The organism is Bacillus sp. FSL K6-0994 (assembly GCF_038630815.1).
Lineage (GTDB): Bacteria > Bacillota > Bacilli > Bacillales > Bacillaceae > Bacillus > Bacillus safensis.
Window position 1 is genome coordinate 1520497 of the sequence record NZ_CP152043.1, and the last position, 16336, is coordinate 1536832.

The 16336-nt window shown below is 42.2% G+C and carries 17 protein-coding genes; all 17 read left to right on the plus strand.

Annotation, left to right across the window (positions count from 1 at the left end; translation table 11 throughout):
• Positions 1–21: 21 nt before the first annotated feature.
• The 17 genes from flhA to dxr all read left to right on the plus strand — a co-directional run bounded on the left by flhA (position 22) and on the right by dxr (position 16334).
• Positions 22–2055: a flagellar biosynthesis protein FlhA gene (flhA, locus tag MHB69_RS07800; RefSeq protein WP_034281791.1), complete on the plus strand. Its 2034-nt coding sequence runs from the start codon at positions 22–24 to the stop codon at positions 2053–2055.
• Positions 2055–3164 (plus strand): flagellar biosynthesis protein FlhF, encoded by a 1110-nt coding sequence (gene flhF / locus MHB69_RS07805; protein ID WP_041117390.1) that lies wholly within the window; start codon positions 2055–2057, stop codon positions 3162–3164. Before flhA ends, flhF begins: the two co-directional genes overlap by 1 nt.
• Positions 3158–4063 carry a MinD/ParA family protein gene (locus MHB69_RS07810; RefSeq protein ID WP_327825851.1) on the plus strand — a complete coding sequence of 302 codons (906 nt, stop codon included), beginning with the start codon at positions 3158–3160 and terminating at the stop codon, positions 4061–4063. Before flhF ends, MHB69_RS07810 begins: the two co-directional genes overlap by 7 nt.
• Positions 4060–5133, plus strand: coding sequence for a chemotaxis response regulator protein-glutamate methylesterase (locus MHB69_RS07815; protein ID WP_342496129.1), 1074 nt, complete (start codon positions 4060–4062; stop codon positions 5131–5133). The genes MHB69_RS07810 and MHB69_RS07815 overlap by 4 nt, the downstream gene beginning before the upstream one ends.
• 5 nt (positions 5134–5138) lie before the next feature.
• Entirely contained in the window at positions 5139–7166 is a 2028-nt protein-coding gene (locus MHB69_RS07820; protein ID WP_342496130.1) for a chemotaxis protein CheA, read from the plus strand.
• 24 nt (positions 7167–7190) lie between these two features.
• Complete coding sequence (locus MHB69_RS07825) at positions 7191–7652, plus strand: chemotaxis protein CheW (RefSeq protein WP_024424157.1); 462 nt, start codon at positions 7191–7193, stop codon at positions 7650–7652.
• Positions 7653–7664: 12 nt separating this feature from the next.
• Positions 7665–8291: a chemotaxis protein CheC gene (locus MHB69_RS07830; RefSeq protein WP_065214356.1), complete on the plus strand. Its 627-nt coding sequence runs from the start codon at positions 7665–7667 to the stop codon at positions 8289–8291.
• Complete coding sequence (locus MHB69_RS07835; protein WP_024426989.1) at positions 8291–8791, plus strand: chemotaxis protein CheD; 501 nt, start codon at positions 8291–8293, stop codon at positions 8789–8791. The genes MHB69_RS07830 and MHB69_RS07835 overlap by 1 nt, the downstream gene beginning before the upstream one ends.
• A gap of 24 nt (positions 8792–8815) precedes the next feature.
• Entirely contained in the window at positions 8816–9583 is a 768-nt protein-coding gene (locus MHB69_RS07840; RefSeq protein ID WP_024424154.1) for a FliA/WhiG family RNA polymerase sigma factor, read from the plus strand.
• A 21-nt stretch (positions 9584–9604) separates the two neighbouring features.
• A complete protein-coding gene (locus MHB69_RS07845; RefSeq protein WP_065214357.1) occupies positions 9605–10144 on the plus strand; it encodes a Swarming motility protein SwrB in 540 nt (179 codons plus the stop codon).
• A gap of 155 nt (positions 10145–10299) precedes the next feature.
• Positions 10300–11034 carry a 30S ribosomal protein S2 gene (gene rpsB / locus MHB69_RS07850; RefSeq protein ID WP_024426991.1) on the plus strand — a complete coding sequence of 245 codons (735 nt, stop codon included), beginning with the start codon at positions 10300–10302 and terminating at the stop codon, positions 11032–11034.
• 91 nt (positions 11035–11125) lie between these two features.
• Positions 11126–12007 (plus strand): translation elongation factor Ts, encoded by an 882-nt coding sequence (tsf, locus tag MHB69_RS07855; protein ID WP_024424151.1) that lies wholly within the window; start codon positions 11126–11128, stop codon positions 12005–12007.
• 134 nt (positions 12008–12141) lie between these two features.
• A complete protein-coding gene (gene pyrH, locus MHB69_RS07860) occupies positions 12142–12864 on the plus strand; it encodes a UMP kinase (protein ID WP_008344767.1) in 723 nt (240 codons plus the stop codon).
• A gap of 1 nt (position 12865) precedes the next feature.
• Complete coding sequence (gene frr / locus MHB69_RS07865) at positions 12866–13423, plus strand: ribosome recycling factor (RefSeq protein ID WP_024424150.1); 558 nt, start codon at positions 12866–12868, stop codon at positions 13421–13423.
• A gap of 130 nt (positions 13424–13553) precedes the next feature.
• A complete protein-coding gene (locus MHB69_RS07870; RefSeq protein ID WP_065214358.1) occupies positions 13554–14336 on the plus strand; it encodes an isoprenyl transferase in 783 nt (260 codons plus the stop codon).
• 12 nt (positions 14337–14348) lie between these two features.
• Entirely contained in the window at positions 14349–15143 is a 795-nt protein-coding gene (locus MHB69_RS07875; RefSeq protein WP_024424148.1) for a phosphatidate cytidylyltransferase, read from the plus strand.
• A 39-nt stretch (positions 15144–15182) separates the two neighbouring features.
• On the plus strand, positions 15183–16334 hold the full coding sequence (gene dxr, locus MHB69_RS07880) for a 1-deoxy-D-xylulose-5-phosphate reductoisomerase (RefSeq protein ID WP_024424147.1): 1152 nt from the start codon (positions 15183–15185) through the stop codon (positions 16332–16334).
• Positions 16335–16336 lie beyond the last annotated feature (2 nt).

A 16336-nucleotide genomic window follows, 5' to 3' on the forward strand; every position in this document is an offset into this window, starting at 1 on the left:
TTTTAAAAGGAGAGAACAGGCATGTCAGCAAGAGATTTATCTGTTTTATTCAGTGTTATTTTAATTGTGGCGATGCTGGTCATACCGTTTCCGCCAATGCTATTAAGTATTTTAATCATTATTAATATTTCTCTTGCGCTTATCGTGCTTCTCACCACAATGAACATGCAAGAACCACTGCAATTTTCGATTTTTCCATCATTGCTTTTGCTCTTAACGCTGTTTCGTTTAGGGCTTAACATCTCTACAACACGTTCTATTCTTTCAACAGGAGATGCTGGAAAGGTTGTAGAAACGTTCGGTTCATTTGTTGTTGGAGGAAATATCCTCGTTGGTCTCGTTGTTTTCCTTATCCTGATTATCATTCAGTTTATTGTTATCACAAAAGGGGCAGAGCGTGTATCAGAGGTTGCGGCAAGATTTACTCTCGATGCGATGCCAGGTAAACAAATGAGTATTGACGCAGATTTAAATGCAGGTATGCTGACAGAAAGTGAAGCAAGAAACCGCCGTGAAAAAGTAGCGAGAGAAGCAGACTTTTATGGAGCGATGGATGGTGCAAGTAAGTTCGTTAAAGGGGATGCCATCGCAGGTATTATCATCGTCATTATTAATATTATTTTTGGAATCATTATCGGGATGCTTCAGCAAGGAATGTCGATTCAAGAATCAGCTTCCCACTTTACGCTATTAACGGTAGGAGACGGGATTGTTTCACAAATTCCTGCACTTCTCATTTCAACAGCAACAGGGATTGTCGTCACAAGGGCTGCTTCTAATGGGAACCTTGGTTCAGATATCACTGAACAACTGTTTGCATTCCCTGCTATGCTTTACGTCACAGCAGGCACGATCTTCCTTCTTGGGCTGTTTACGCCAATCGGCGTACTTTTGACAGGACCGATCGCAGGTTTACTTGCCCTCGGCGCATACTTGATGTCGAAAAACAAACAAGACCAAGAAGAAATTGAAGAGGTACTGGAGGAACAGGCAGAGGTAGAAGAGATGAAAAGTCCAGAAAGTGTCATTCATCTCCTGCAAATGGATGCCATTGAATTTGAATTTGGCTACGGCCTCATCCCGCTCGCTGATGCAAACCAGGGCGGTGACCTGTTAGACCGGATTGTGATGATCCGAAGGCAGCTTGCCCTTGAACTTGGTCTCGTCATTCCAGTCGTCCGAATCCGGGACAATATTGCACTGAACCCAAATGAATACCGGTTGAAAATTAAAGGGAACGAAGTAGCAAAAGGAGAGCTGCTGCTTGATCATTACTTAGCGATGTCCCCAACGCCTGATGATGATCCGATTGAAGGAATTGAAACAATCGAACCATCCTTTGGCCTGCCGGCTAAATGGATATCAGAAGCAGAAAAAGATCAGGCTGAGATGCTAGGCTATACGGTTGTGGATCCAGCGTCTGTTGTGTCTACTCACATCACAGAAAAGATTAGACAAAACACACACGAGCTGCTCGGACGCCAAGAAACGAAGCAATTAATCGATCATCTGAAAGAAAGTTACCCTGTCTTAGTGGATGAGGTAACGCCAAATCCGCTGGCAGTCGGTGATATTCAAAAAGTACTGGCGAAGCTGCTGAAAGAAAAGGTCTCTATCCGAAACCTTGTCACCATTTTTGAGACGCTTGCAGACTACGGAAAATTAACGACTGATACAGATTTATTAACAGAGTATGTGAGACAGGCGCTGGCAAGACAGATTACCGCACAGTATGCAAGAGAAAATGAATCACTCAAAGTCGTGACATGCTCAGGCCGAGTAGAAAAGGTGATTGCAGACAGCGTTCAGCAGACAGAGCATGGCAACTACTTATCGTTAGATCCAGAATCCTCTGAAAGTGTGATTCAATCAGTGGCGAGAGAAATTGAACAGCTTTCGCTTCGTCAGGAAACGCCGGTTCTATTATGCTCACCTCCTATAAGAATGTACGTTAAGCAGTTGTTAGAAAGATATTTCCCAGATTTACCGGTACTATCTTATAACGAACTAGAAGCGAATGTGGAAGTACAGAGCATCGGAGTGGTGGATATCTAATGAAAATGAAAAAAATCACAGCAAATTCTATGCAGGAGGCAACGATTCAAATCAGGCAGCAGCTTGGGAAAGATGCCGTTATTTTAAATTCTAAAACCGTTGTCAAACGCAAACTGTTCGGTTTGAAGAAACAGCAAATGGTCGAAGTGATTGCAGTGCTGGATCAAGATTTCGAGGAAAGAGCTGGTAAAGGGTTAAACCCTGCGCCGCCTCTTCCAGTGTTGCCAAAAAAGGAAAAGCTGCCCGAAGAGCCTTCATTTGTTCCCAAGGCGGCGAAACCAGCGCCTTCTCATACTCAGCCTTTAGAATATGTGAGGAATGAACGGCATGCGGGTATTCTGCCTGATCCTCTTATAGCAATCGATCAAAAGCTAAAGGATCAAGGGCTTGATGATGCCATTCGAGACGAATGCCTGAAGGGTCTTTTAACAAAGGGTGCGGTTAAAGAAAATCACATAAAAAAAGAACTTGAACAACTGCTGACAGATATGCTGCCAGCTAAAACCTCTGATGAGCCGATGATTTCGTCAAAATACATTGTACTGTTCGGTTCAACCGGAGCTGGTAAAACGACAACGATTGCAAAGCTGGCTGCTAAAACGGCTATTCAGCAGCAAAAGAAAATCGCTTTTATTACAACCGATACGTACCGGATTGCAGCGATCGAACAGCTGAAAACATATGCTGAACTTCTGAATGCACCGCTTGAGGTTTGTTATTCGAGAGAGGATTTTGTAAAAGCCCAAGAGACCTTTAAAGAATATGATCATATTTTCATCGATACAGCAGGCCGTAACTTTAAAGAAGAAGCGTATATCAAAGAGCTGACCGACATTATTCCATTTGATGAGAGCATTCAAAGTTTTCTCGTGATGAGTGCCACATCGAAGTATCAAGACATGAAAGCCATGGTCAAACGCTTTGAGCACGTTCCAATCAATCAATTCATTTTTACAAAAGTGGACGAAACGGACACGATGGGAACCATTTTTCAAATCATTGCTGACTCTCAAATCAAACTTGGTTTTTTAACAAATGGTCAAAATGTGCCTGAGGATATTCTTGAAGGTTCTCCTCTTGAACTTACAAGGATGGTTTTACAATCATGAAGCCTGACCAAGCAGAAGGGTTAAGAAAACTAGTTCAGCAGAGTCAAATCATCACACCCTCTCCTCTTAACGCCAGCGGACAGGCAAAGACCATTGCCGTCATGAGCGGTAAAGGCGGGGTAGGTAAATCGAATTTGACCCTGAATATGGCACTGTCTATCGCAAGTACAGAGAGAAGAGTGTTAGTGATTGATCTTGATTTTGGGATGGGGAATATTGATATTTTACTAGGGAAAACATCGACTAGTTCTATATTAGATGTTCTCGTTAGAAAAAAATCCTTCAAAGCAGCCATGACAAAAGGAACGGACAATCTATATTACATTTCTGGCGGAAGCGGGCTTGAACAGCTGTTTTCTTTAGATAAAGATCAATGGTCGTTCTTTTTGGAAGAGATGGAAAGAATCATGCAGGACTTCGATTGTATCTTTTTCGATATGGGTGCCGGCTTGTCAAAAGATCAGCTGCCTTTTGTCTTATCGGCAGGAGAAGTGGTCGTTGTGACTACGCCAGAGCCAACATCCATCATGGATGCCTACAGCGCGATTAAACACTTAGCCATTCATCAGTTTGAACGGTCTGTGCAAATCATTGTCAATCGGTGCAAAACCCCGTCAGAAGGGTCTGAAACCTACCGGAAATTAGCAGGAGTGGTCACATCTTTTCTTCACAGAAAACTTGTATTTGCTGGCGCTGTGCCTGATGATCCTGCGGTTCCTAAAGCAGTATCAGAACAAATTCCATTTTATATGAAACAGCCTCATTCAAGGCTGAGTAAAACCATTAAGATGCTGGCAGAAACACTATATCATCAGCAGATAAGAGAGGCACGGAGAGAACAGCATACGTTTATAGATAAGTTGTCCTCTTTTTTTAAAAGGAGGAAGGTGGACTCATGATTAGAGTGCTAGTAGTAGATGACTCGGCCTTTATGAGAAAGCTCATTAGTGATTTTCTAAGTGCCGAGCAAGAAATAGAAGTCGTCGGAACGGCGCGAAATGGGGAAGATGCCTTAAAACGGATCAAGGAACTGAATCCAGATGTTGTCACGTTAGATGTGGAAATGCCTGTTTTAAATGGAACAGAAGCATTAAAACAAATTCTGGCTGAACACGACCTTGCCGTGATTATGGTGTCAAGCCAGACAAAGCAAGGAAAAGATTTAACCATTCATTGCTTAGAACTCGGTGCTTTTGACTTTGTGACAAAGCCTTCGGGAAGTATTTCTCTCGATTTGCACAAAGTGAGGGGGCAAATTGTAGAGCGGGTACTTGCAGCAGGACTGTCAAGGAAACGCACTGAAGAGAAGGTGTCTCCTAAGCCGGTGATAAAGCCGCCAAGTCCAGTGGCTGCACCCCGGCTGCCATCTGTAAAAGGCAGCTCACTCCGAAAGATTATTACTATCGGAACATCTACAGGGGGACCAAGGGCACTTCAACGAGTCGTAACGAAGCTGCCTAAGGACATCGAGGCCCCTATATTGATTGTGCAGCATATGCCAGCAGGATTCACGGCATCACTTGCTACTAGGTTAGATCATTTATCACAAATTACGATTAAAGAAGCGCAAGATGGAGACATCGCGAAAAATGGAGTGGCTTACATAGCTCCTGGTGGAATGAATATGTCACTTCATGACCAAGGGGGGTCACTTGTCATCAGGCTGTCCCCTGAAGACACGGAAAGCCGGCACAAACCATCTGTTAACTATTTATTTGAATCCATCAGCAGCATAAAGGGTTACGAGAAAATCGCTGTCATTATGACAGGTATGGGCAGTGATGGTACTGAAGGTGTCAAAAAAATGGTCGCAAGCGGTCATACGAAAGTCATTGCAGAAAAAGAAGAATCATGTGTTGTTTTCGGAATGCCTAAATCAGTCATTAAATCAGGCCTTGCACATGAAACAAGGCATGTGGATGACATCGCACATGCAATTATTAGCTCCATGAAAAAAGAGAGGGCGTGAACACGTTGGATGTAAACCAATACTTAGATATCTTTTTAGATGAAAGCAGAGAACACTTACAAACTTGTAATGAAAAACTTCTTGATTTAGAAAAGAACCCAACCGACTTGCAGCTAGTGAATGATATATTCAGAGCGGCTCATACATTGAAAGGAATGAGTGCAACGATGGGCTTTGATGATATGGCTCATTTAACGCATCATTTAGAAAACATGTTTGATGCTATCCGTAATGAACAAATGATTGTCACTCCTGAGTCAATGGATACGATGTTCGAAGCACTCGATCATCTTGAAGCAATGGTTCAATCGATTGCAGAAGGAGGAGACGGGAAACGTGATGTCACAGAGATTAGTAAAAAGCTAGATGTGACAGGAAGCCATGCTGAAGCAGCTTCTAGCGTTGAAACAGCAGATGCATCAGCTGCTGCTAATGACTTAGATTATAACGAATTTGAACGTACGGTTCTTGATGAAGCGAGAGAGCAAGGCTTCAAATGCTATGAACTTAACGTGACATTAAGCGAAGCGTGCTTACTAAAAGCTGTTCGTGTCTATATGATTTTTGAAAGACTAAATGAAGCAGGCGAGGTTGTCAAAACCGTTCCAAATGCAGAACTGTTAGAATCAGAAGATTTTGAATCTGAATTCAGCATTTCTTATCTTTCTAAACAGCCGATGGACGAAGTGCAGAAAATCGTCACGGCGATCTCAGAGGTTGAGAAGGTTGAGATCTCTGAAGTCTCCGCATTTGAAGAAGCAGCTCCGGCTGAAAAGCAAGAGGTGCAGCCTGAACAGAAAAAAGAAGAAACATCCGTTCCTGCTGTAAAAGCGCCAGCAAATGATGCGCCAAAAGCAAATGGCAATAACGGTGCAGCTGCCGGCGGAACGAAAACAATTCGTGTCAACATCGACCGTCTTGATTCTCTTATGAATCTATTTGAAGAACTTGTGATTGATAGAGGCCGATTGGAACAGATTGCTAAAGAACTAGAAAATAACGAACTCACAGACACAGTCGAAAGAATGACTCGTATTTCTGGAGACCTGCAATCAATCATCCTGAACATGAGAATGGTACCTGTGGAAACTGTCTTTAACAGATTCCCGCGTATGATTCGTCAATTGACGAAAGAGCTTAATAAGAAAATTGAACTGATTATTGAGGGTGCTGAGACGGAGCTTGATCGAACAGTGATCGACGAGATTGGAGATCCGCTGTTGCACTTACTTAGAAACAGTCTAGATCACGGGATTGAATCACCAGAAGAACGTGTGAAAAAAGGCAAGCCGGAAAAAGGTACGGTTCTATTAAAAGCGTATCATAGCGGAAACCATGTCTTCATTGAAGTAGAAGATGATGGAGGCGGGATTAACCGTAAAAAGGTGCTTGAAAAAGCGTTAGAGCGCGGGGTTATTACAGAAAGAGAAGTAGAAACGCTTGAAGATCATCAAATTGATTCATTGATCTTTGCAGCAGGATTCTCTACAGCTGATACGATTTCTGACATCTCAGGCCGCGGTGTAGGTCTTGACGTTGTGAAAAACAAGCTGGAATCACTTGGCGGATCTGTGAGCATTAACTCAACAGAAGGACAGGGTTCACTATTTTCGATCCAGCTTCCGCTTACATTATCGATTATTTCCGTTCTTCTTGTAAAACTAGAAGAGGAAACATTTGCGATTCCGATTTCTTCTATTATTGAAACGGCGGTCATTAAGAAAAGTGACATCCTGCAAACGCATGATCGTGAAGTGATTGATTTCCGCGGATTTATCGTACCGGTCGTGTACTTGAAGAAACAATTCCACGTACCAAATGCGAATGAATTAGAGGAAGAACTGCACATCATTGTTGTTCGTAAAGGAGACAAGCTGACAGCATTTGTGGTCGATTCATTTATTGGTCAGCAAGAGGTTGTATTGAAATCACTAGGAGATTATCTGCCAAACGTATTTGCGATATCCGGCGCAACGATCCTAGGTGACGGTCAAGTTGCACTCATCGTTGACTGTAATGCACTGATCAAGTAAAAAACAATAGAGGAGCGGTCTGAAATGAGTACAGATATCAAAACTGGCGAAAAGATGATTGTGTTTATCGTAAACAAAAAAGAATACGCCATTTCAGTATCAGAAGTAAAGTCCATTGAAAAATGGCAGCAGCCGACAAGAGTTCCTGGCGTTGCCCCTTATATATGCGGTGTTATTAATTTACGCGGTGTCGTGACGCCTGTCATTGACCTGAGAGTCAGACTTGGTTCTACTGACAACGAGATTACAGATGAAACAAGAATGATCATTGTACAAGTTGGTGACATTGAAGTCGGCTGGATTGTTGACGAAGCAAATGATGTTATTACCGTCCATCAGGAAGAAGTAGAATCTTCTCCTGAATCAGCTGAAAAAGAAGGACAGTCATGGGTGACAGGTATCATTAAGCATGATCAGCGTCTTTTCAATATTATTCATGCCGGTGCTGTCCTCGACAAGAGCGTTCAAGGTGCACCTGTTCATTAAGGGGGATGTGAAATGAGCATTTTCAACGAAATTAAAGATGAACAGCTAGATATTTTAGGAGAGGTTGGGAATATCGGGGCAGGCCACGCAGCGTCTGCTCTTGCCAACCTATTGGATCGCAAAATAGATATGGCTGTTCCTTTTGTCAAGGTTCTCTCGTTTGAAGATTTAATGGATTTCTTTGGCGGTGCAGACCTTCCTGTTGCAAGTATTTTCCTGCGAATGGAAGGGGATTTAACCGGCTCAATCTTTTTCATTATGCCGTTTGAGCAAGCGGAGCAATTTGTAAGAGAGCTTGTCCAGGACCCGGCATTTGATATTGATACGATTCATGAACATGAGATGGGGACGTCAGCACTTCATGAACTGGGAAATATTTTAGCGGGCTCTTATTTATCAGCCCTTGCCGATTTAACAAAATTGCAGCTTCACCCAAGTGTTCCAGATGTGACGCTCGATATGTTCGGGGCTGTCATTAGTGAAGGGTTGATGCAATTCAGTCCTCTTGGCGATCAGGCGATTGTGATTGATACATCTATTTTTGATGATCAAAATAAGCAAGAGCTGAAAGGAAATATGTTTCTATTACCAGACTTTGAATCGTTTGAAAAACTATTCAAAGCATTAGGTAACCTATAATGAACGTGCAAATTCCGGCAGTTGTAAAGGTTGGTATTGCGGATGTTCAGCTTGTTAAATCACCGGACCGCATTCGGACATCCGGTCTTGGTTCCTGCGTAGGGCTTGTCTTGTTTGATCAAGACAAAAGGCTGGCAGGCCTTGTCCATGTTATGCTTCCAGACTCCTCTCTTTCAAAAGGGGCGGTGGAGAACTTGGCTAAATATGCAGATACAGGTGTCAAGCATACAATTGATCTGCTCCTAAAAGCAGGCGCACGCAAACATGCGCTAAAGGCAAAACTTGCTGGCGGGGCGGAAATGTTTAAGTTTAAGTCAACCAATGATCTAATGAGAATTGGACCTAGAAACGTTTCAGCTGTAAAAGAACATCTGTCTCTTCATCATATCCCGATTATTAGTGAGGATACAGGCGGAAACAGTGGCCGTACAATTGAATTCGATCCGCTTACGGCAGAGCTTGAGATCCGTACTGTGAAGCAAGGCATTATGAAGATATAACTAAGGAAGTATAGGGGGATAAAGATGCAATCCTTAAATTACGAAGATCAGGCGCTATGGGCTAGATGGAAAGAGTGGAAAGACCCAGCTGCTGGAGATGATCTTATGCGCCGCTATATGCCGCTCGTCACATATCATGTTGGAAGAATTTCCATCGGTCTCCCGAAGTCAGTGCATAAAGAAGACTTGATCAGTCTAGGGATGCTCGGTTTATATGATGCCCTTGAAAAATTTGATCCCGGAAGAGATCTGAAGTTTGATACATATGCATCCTTCAGAATCCGCGGGGCCATTATCGACGGTCTTCGTAAAGAGGACTGGCTGCCTCGTACATCAAGAGAAAAAACAAAAAAAGTAGAAGCGGCTATTGAAAAGCTTGAACAGCGGTATTTGCGTAATGTGACGCCGACAGAGGTGGCTGAGGAACTCGGCATGAGTGAACAGGATGTCGTCACAACGATGAATGAAGGATTCTTTGCAAATCTGCTCTCAATTGATGAGAAGCTGCATGATCAAGAAGACGGAGAGAACGTCCAAGTCATGATTCGCGACGAGAAGTCTGTGACTCCAGAAGAGAAAATGCTGAAAGATGAATTAATTGAACAGCTTTCTGAAAAAATCACAGAGCTTTCAGAAAAAGAAAAGCTTGTGATCAGTCTTTTCTATAAAGAAGAACTGACATTAACGGAAATCGGTCAAGTGCTCAATTTATCTACCTCGCGCATTTCGCAAATTCATTCAAAGGCCTTGTTCAAGCTTAAGCATCTGCTTGATAAAGCCATTCAATCTTAAAGAGTTAGTGAGTGAAAAAATATGTTATGGCTGATTAGCTTCATGCTTCATGCTGCACTTATTTATTTTGTGATTATTTTATATACGAGAATGAATTCGCTGAAGGCAACAGAACAAAAGCAGCGAGAACTTCTAGAAGAAACGGAAAATACCCTGGCTGCATTTTTGATGGAGGTCAAAGAAGAGAATGACAAACTATCAAAAGTGGCAGCCGCTTCCCCTGATTTTTCTGCTGAAGAGCTGAAATCGGATCTTCAGACACCAAAGCAGCCACAACCACCAATTGAATCCCAGCAATCGGTCGAAAGTGAAGATCCCGTACCGGAGCACCTGTCGGCTCTCCTTAGCGAAGTTGAGGTGCAGGAAGAGAAGGTAAACGAACCCGTTCCACAACTCGAAACAGAGGCTTCTATGCCTTCTAAAAGTGAAATAGAAGAAACATTCGAGGACCAAGTGAAGTCCCTATATGATGAAGGGCGGTCACTAGAAGAAATAGCGAAAGAAATGAAAACTGGCAAGACAGAAATCGAGCTTTTATTAAAATTTAGCGGAAAGCTGTAAAGGATTCTTGATTGTCAGTCCATCATGTGTTATATTATTTCTTGGTGTTAAATACACACGCTTAATGATTCGTATGAAGGTGCTGCCGTGGCGCAGTTTTATGTGAACATGACTTAAGCGGAGGAAAAAAAACCATTATATTAGGAGGCAACAAAATGTCAGTTATTTCTATGAAACAATTGCTAGAAGCTGGTGTTCACTTCGGTCACCAAACTCGCCGTTGGAACCCAAAAATGAAGCGTTACATCTTTACAGAGCGTAACGGTATCTACATCATCGACCTTCAAAAAACGGTGAAAAAAGTAGAAGAAGCTTACAACTTCACGAAAAACCTTGCTGCTGACGGAGGAAAAATCCTTTTCGTTGGTACGAAAAAGCAAGCACAAGATTCAGTGAAAGAAGAAGCAATCCGTTCTGGTATGTTCTATGTGAACCAACGCTGGCTTGGTGGAACTTTAACAAACTTTGAAACAATCCAAAAACGTATTAAACGTTTAAAAGATATTGAAAAAATGCAAGAAAACGGTACGTTCGAAGTTCTTCCTAAGAAAGAAGTCGTTCAACTGAAAAAAGAATTAGAGCGTCTTGAAAAATTCCTAGGCGGAATCAAAGACATGAAGAGTCTTCCGGATGCACTTTTCATTATCGACCCTCGTAAAGAGCGTATTGCAGTTGCAGAAGCTCGTAAATTGAATATCCCAATCATCGGTATCGTTGACACAAACTGTGATCCAGACGAAATTGATGTTGTGATCCCTGCAAACGATGATGCAATCCGTGCTGTAAAACTTCTAACTGCTAAAATGGCAGATGCGATTCTTGAGTCTAAACAAGGCGAAGAAGAAGCTGTTGTAGAAGAAACGACAGAAACTGAAACAACAACTGCGTAACCTATTCAAAAGGTGATAAGAGGGAAATGCCTTTTATCACCTTTTTTTCACCTAGTAATCCGTGTTTTAACATAGAAGGAGGAAATGTAAAATGGCAATTACTGCTCAATTAGTTAAAGAACTGCGTCAAAAAACTGGTGCAGGTATGATGGACTGTAAAAAAGCGTTAACAGAAACTGATGGTGACATCGAGAAAGCAATCGACCTTCTAAGAGAAAAAGGAATCGCAAAAGCTGCGAAAAAAGCAGACCGTATTGCGGCAGAAGGATTAACTCTTATCAAAACTGACGGCAACACAGGCGTGATCCTAGAAGTGAACTCTGAGACTGATTTCGTTGCGAAAAACGAAGGATTCCAAGCACTTCTTAACGAACTTGCTGATCATTTGCTTGCTGCTAAACCTGCAACACTTGAAGAAGCTCATGCTTCTAAAATGGAAAACGGTTCAACAGTTGAAGAGCATATCACATCTGCAATTGCGAAAATCGGAGAGAAAATCACTCTACGCCGTTTCTCTGTCATCACAAAAGAAGATAATGCTGCATTCGGTTCTTACCTGCACATGGGCGGACGTATCGGTGTGTTAGCTGTTCTTAACGGAACAACTGACGAAGAGCTTGCAAGAGACATCGCTATGCACGTTGCAGCTGTAAACCCTAAATACATTTCTCGTGACCAAGTGTCAGAAGAAGAAGCAAACCGTGAGCGTGAAGTATTAACACAGCAAGCTCTTCAAGAAGGAAAGCCTGAAAACATCGTAGCTAAAATGGTAGAAGGCCGTCTAAACAAATTCTTCGAAGAAATTTGCTTACTTGACCAAGCGTTCGTTAAAAACCCAGATGAAAAAGTGAAACAAGTTGTAGCAGCGAAAAACGCAACTGTTCAAACTTATGTTCGCTATGAAGTGGGCGAAGGTATCGAAAAACGTCAAGACAACTTTGCTGAAGAAGTTATGAGCCAAGTGAAAAAATAATGTTTGAAAAGCTCTCTGGGGCTTTTTTAGGGAGCACAAGCACTGTGTTCCCTATTTTTTAGAGGATATTGATTTACAAAAGACAGTTTCTTACGCATAATAAGAGACGGTATAGTTTACACTTGGAGGTTATCATGAGCAAACCGAAATATAATCGCATTGTACTGAAGCTAAGTGGCGAAGCACTAGCGGGTGATGCTGGAAATGGAATTAACCCAACTGTCATTCAATCAATTGCAAAGCAAGTAAAAGAAATTGCAGAGCTCGATGTTGAAGTTGCAGTCGTTGTAGGCGGAGGAAACCTTTGGCGCGGAAAGACAGGCAGTGATCTAGGAATGGACCGTGCAACAGCAGACTACATGGGGATGCTGGCAACAGTGATGAACTCACTGGCGTTACAGGACAGCCTAGAAACGCTTGGCATTCAGTCTAGAGTGCAAACCTCTATCGAAATGAGACAGGTTGCAGAACCATACATAAGAAGAAAAGCGATCCGTCATCTTGAAAAGAAACGTGTCGTCATTTTTGCTGCAGGAACAGGAAACCCTTATTTCTCTACAGATACTACGGCAGCACTTCGTGCAGCAGAAATCGAAGCAGATGTCATTTTAATGGCGAAAAATAATGTAGATGGTGTCTACAGTGCTGATCCTCGTACAGATGCGGATGCAGTAAAATATGATAAGCTTTCATATCTTGATGTACTTAAAGAAGGGCTTGCTGTAATGGATTCTACTGCGTCCTCATTATGTATGGACAATGACATTCCATTAATCGTATTCTCCATTATGGAAGAAGGAAATATTAAACGTGCCGTAAACGGCGAATCAATCGGAACGATCGTGAGGGGGAAATAACGTGTCAAAAGAAGTGTTGAACCAAACGAAAGAAAAAATGGAAAAAGCCGTACAAGCCTACGGACGTGAGCTTGCAACTGTTCGTGCTGGCCGTGCAAATGCTTCACTGCTTGATAAAGTGACAGTGGATTATTACGGTGCACAAACACCGCTTAACCAAATTGCGTCGATCACAGTGCCAGAAGCACGTATGCTGATTATCACACCTTACGATAAAACAGCAATCGGTGATATCGAAAAAGCGATCCAAAAGTCTGACCTTGGCATCACGCCAACAAGTGACGGAAATGTGATCCGCATTGCGATTCCTGCGCTGACAGAAGAAAGACGTAAAGAGCTTGTGAAAGTCGTGAAAAAATACTCAGAAGAAGCAAAAGTAGCTGTTCGTAACGTGCGTCGTGATGCAAACGATGATTTGAAAAAGCTTGAGAAAAATGGGGAGATCACTGAAGATGAATTAAGATCATCGACAGAGGATGTTCAAAAATTGACAGATGAATATGTCGCTAAAATTGATGACGTGACGAAAGATAAAGAAAAAGAAATCATGGAAGTTTAAGAAAAAACTATGTACAATAGATAATAGTGAAAAGACCCTCTTCATGTTTACAGGGGGTTTTTTTGTTAATACTGTTGATGACTATATTATTTAGCGGGAACGCAACCTTTTTGGGTGATGGAGGAATCTCATGCTCAATATACTCAAAAATTGGAAGAATCAGCAAACAGCAGCTTCCAACTTAGAAAGCCTGACAAAAGAAGACATATTAAATGGAGAAATTCCTGAACATATCGCCATTATCATGGATGGGAACGGAAGATGGGCGAAAAAACGTGCTCTTCCACGGGTAGCAGGTCATCATGAAGGAATGAAAGTCGTCAAGCGCATGACAAAGCTTGCAAATGAGCTGAATGTCAAAGTGCTGACTTTGTATGCTTTCTCTACGGAAAATTGGAAACGTCCAAAATTAGAAGTAGACTTTTTAATGAAACTTCCTGAAGAATTTTTAAACATCTACCTGCCTGAACTCATCGAAGAAAATGTCCGTGTGCGTTTAACAGGTGATCCAAACGGCCTCCCGCAGCATACGAAAAAAGCGGTAGAGAACGCAGTAAAGAGTACGGCGAACAACGACGGACTCATTTTGAACTTTGCGCTCAACTATGGTGGGCGCACAGAAATCGTCTCCGCATGCAGACAAATTTCTGAAAAGGTCAAAGAAGGTAAGCTTCGAGCAGAAGACATCACAGAAGAGATGTTTTCAGCTTATTTAATGACAGAATCTCTTCAAGATCCGGATTTGCTCATTCGCACGAGTGGAGAAATTAGATTAAGCAACTTTATGCTTTGGCAAATTGCGTACAGCGAGTTTGTCTTTACGGATGTGCTTTGGCCTGACTTTTCTGATGAGCACCTTATAGGCGCTATCGGGGAGTACCAGCGCCGCGGCCGGAGGTTCGGTGGAATTTAGAGGGTGGTGCAGATGAAACAAAGAATTTTGACGGGTGTTTTGGCAGCTGCAGTCTTTTTGCTTGCAGTTATATATGGACAGATGCCATTTACCCTGCTGATTTATTTAATGGGAAGTGTCGCTCTCTTTGAGCTTTTAAGAATGAAAAAGATCTCGATTTTCAGCTTTCCTGGTATTGTCAGCTTAATATTGCTTTGGCTTTTAATGGGCGGAGACAACAGCTTCTTCCCAAACGTGGACGCATCAAAAATGCAGATTGCTTTATTTGCAGTCTTAATACTTTTAACTTATACAGTTTTGAGCAAAAACTCTTTCACATTCGATGAGGTTGCTTTTGTTGTATTAGCCACATTATATATTGGCGTTAGTTTCTATTATTTTATCCAAATTAGAGGCTTATATGGCATGAGTGCGATCTTCTTCGCAGCAGTGATTATTTGGTCTACTGACTCAGGAGCCTATTTTATTGGGAAATCTATGGGGAAACGAAAGCTTTGGCCAGAAATCAGCCCAAACAAAACAGTAGAAGGATTTATCGGCGGAATCGTCACAGCGGTCGTGTTGTCACTTGTGTTTCAGGCGGTTACAGGATTTTTGCCATCATATCTGCTTGTGATGTTTATTACTCTTTTACTCAGTATCTTTGGACAGCTAGGCGACCTTGTGGAATCTGCTTTAAAGCGTCATTATCACGTGAAGGATTCAGGGACAATTCTCCCTGGCCATGGCGGGATTTTGGACAGGTTTGACAGCTTTTTATTCGTTCTGCCGTTTTTATACTTACTGCTCGCAACGTTTGCCAGCTAACCTCATAGAAACTTATTGAACGAGAGAAGGAGTGGCAATTTGAAATATATTTCGCTATTAGGCGCAACAGGATCAATTGGAGAACAAACGTTAGATGTGATCAGTCAGCACCCGGACAAGTTTAAGCTGAAAGCCATGACATTTGGCAGAAATATAGCAAAGGCGATTCCGATCATTGAGCGCTTTCAGCCTGAATTCGTCGGCTGTGTAGACGAAGAAACCTATCACATGCTAAAAAATCATTCATTTGCATACGATGTGAAGCTGGCTGCTGGTGATGAAGCCAACATCGAGGCAGCGACCTATGATGCAGTGGACGTAGTGGTCAATGCACTTGTAGGGAGTGTTGGACTTGTTCCAACATTAAAGGCCATTGAACAAAAAAAGACGATTGCTCTCGCAAATAAGGAAACACTTGTGACAGCTGGTCATATAGTAAAAGAGTACGCTAAAACATATGATGTACCTTTACTTCCTGTCGATAGTGAGCATTCCGCTATTTTTCAATGCCTGCAAGGTGAACAAGCTAAAAATATTGAACGCTTAATCGTGACAGCTTCAGGTGGTAGTTTCCGAGATAAAAAACGAACTGAACTTGAAGGTGTTACGGTTGAAGAAGCGCTGAACCACCCGAACTGGTCGATGGGAGCGAAAATCACCATTGATTCAGCGACGATGATGAATAAAGGGCTCGAGGTGATCGAGGCACATTGGTTGTTTGATATCCCTTATGAACAAATTGATGTGCTGCTACATAAAGAGAGCATTATCCATTCGATGGTGGAATTTCACGACAAAAGCGTCATGGCTCAGTTAGGGACACCTGACATGAGAGTGCCTATTCAATATGCACTCACATACCCTGACAGGGCGCCGTTACAAGAAGCGAAATCATTGAACCTTTGGGAGATTGGACAATTGAATTTCCAGAAAGCGGATTTTGACAGGTATCGCTGCTTACATTTTGCTTATGAATCAGGTAAAATAGGAGGGACAATGCCTGCTGTACTTAATGCAGCAAATGAAATGGCAGTCGATGCATTTCTAAAAGGCAAAGTAACGTTCCTGCAAATTGAAGAATTGATTGAAAAGGCACTAATCAGACATCATGTGATTTCAACGCCTAGTTTGCAAGATATCCATGAAGTGGACAAAGATACACGAGACTTTGTTCAATCAATCCTCACATAAGG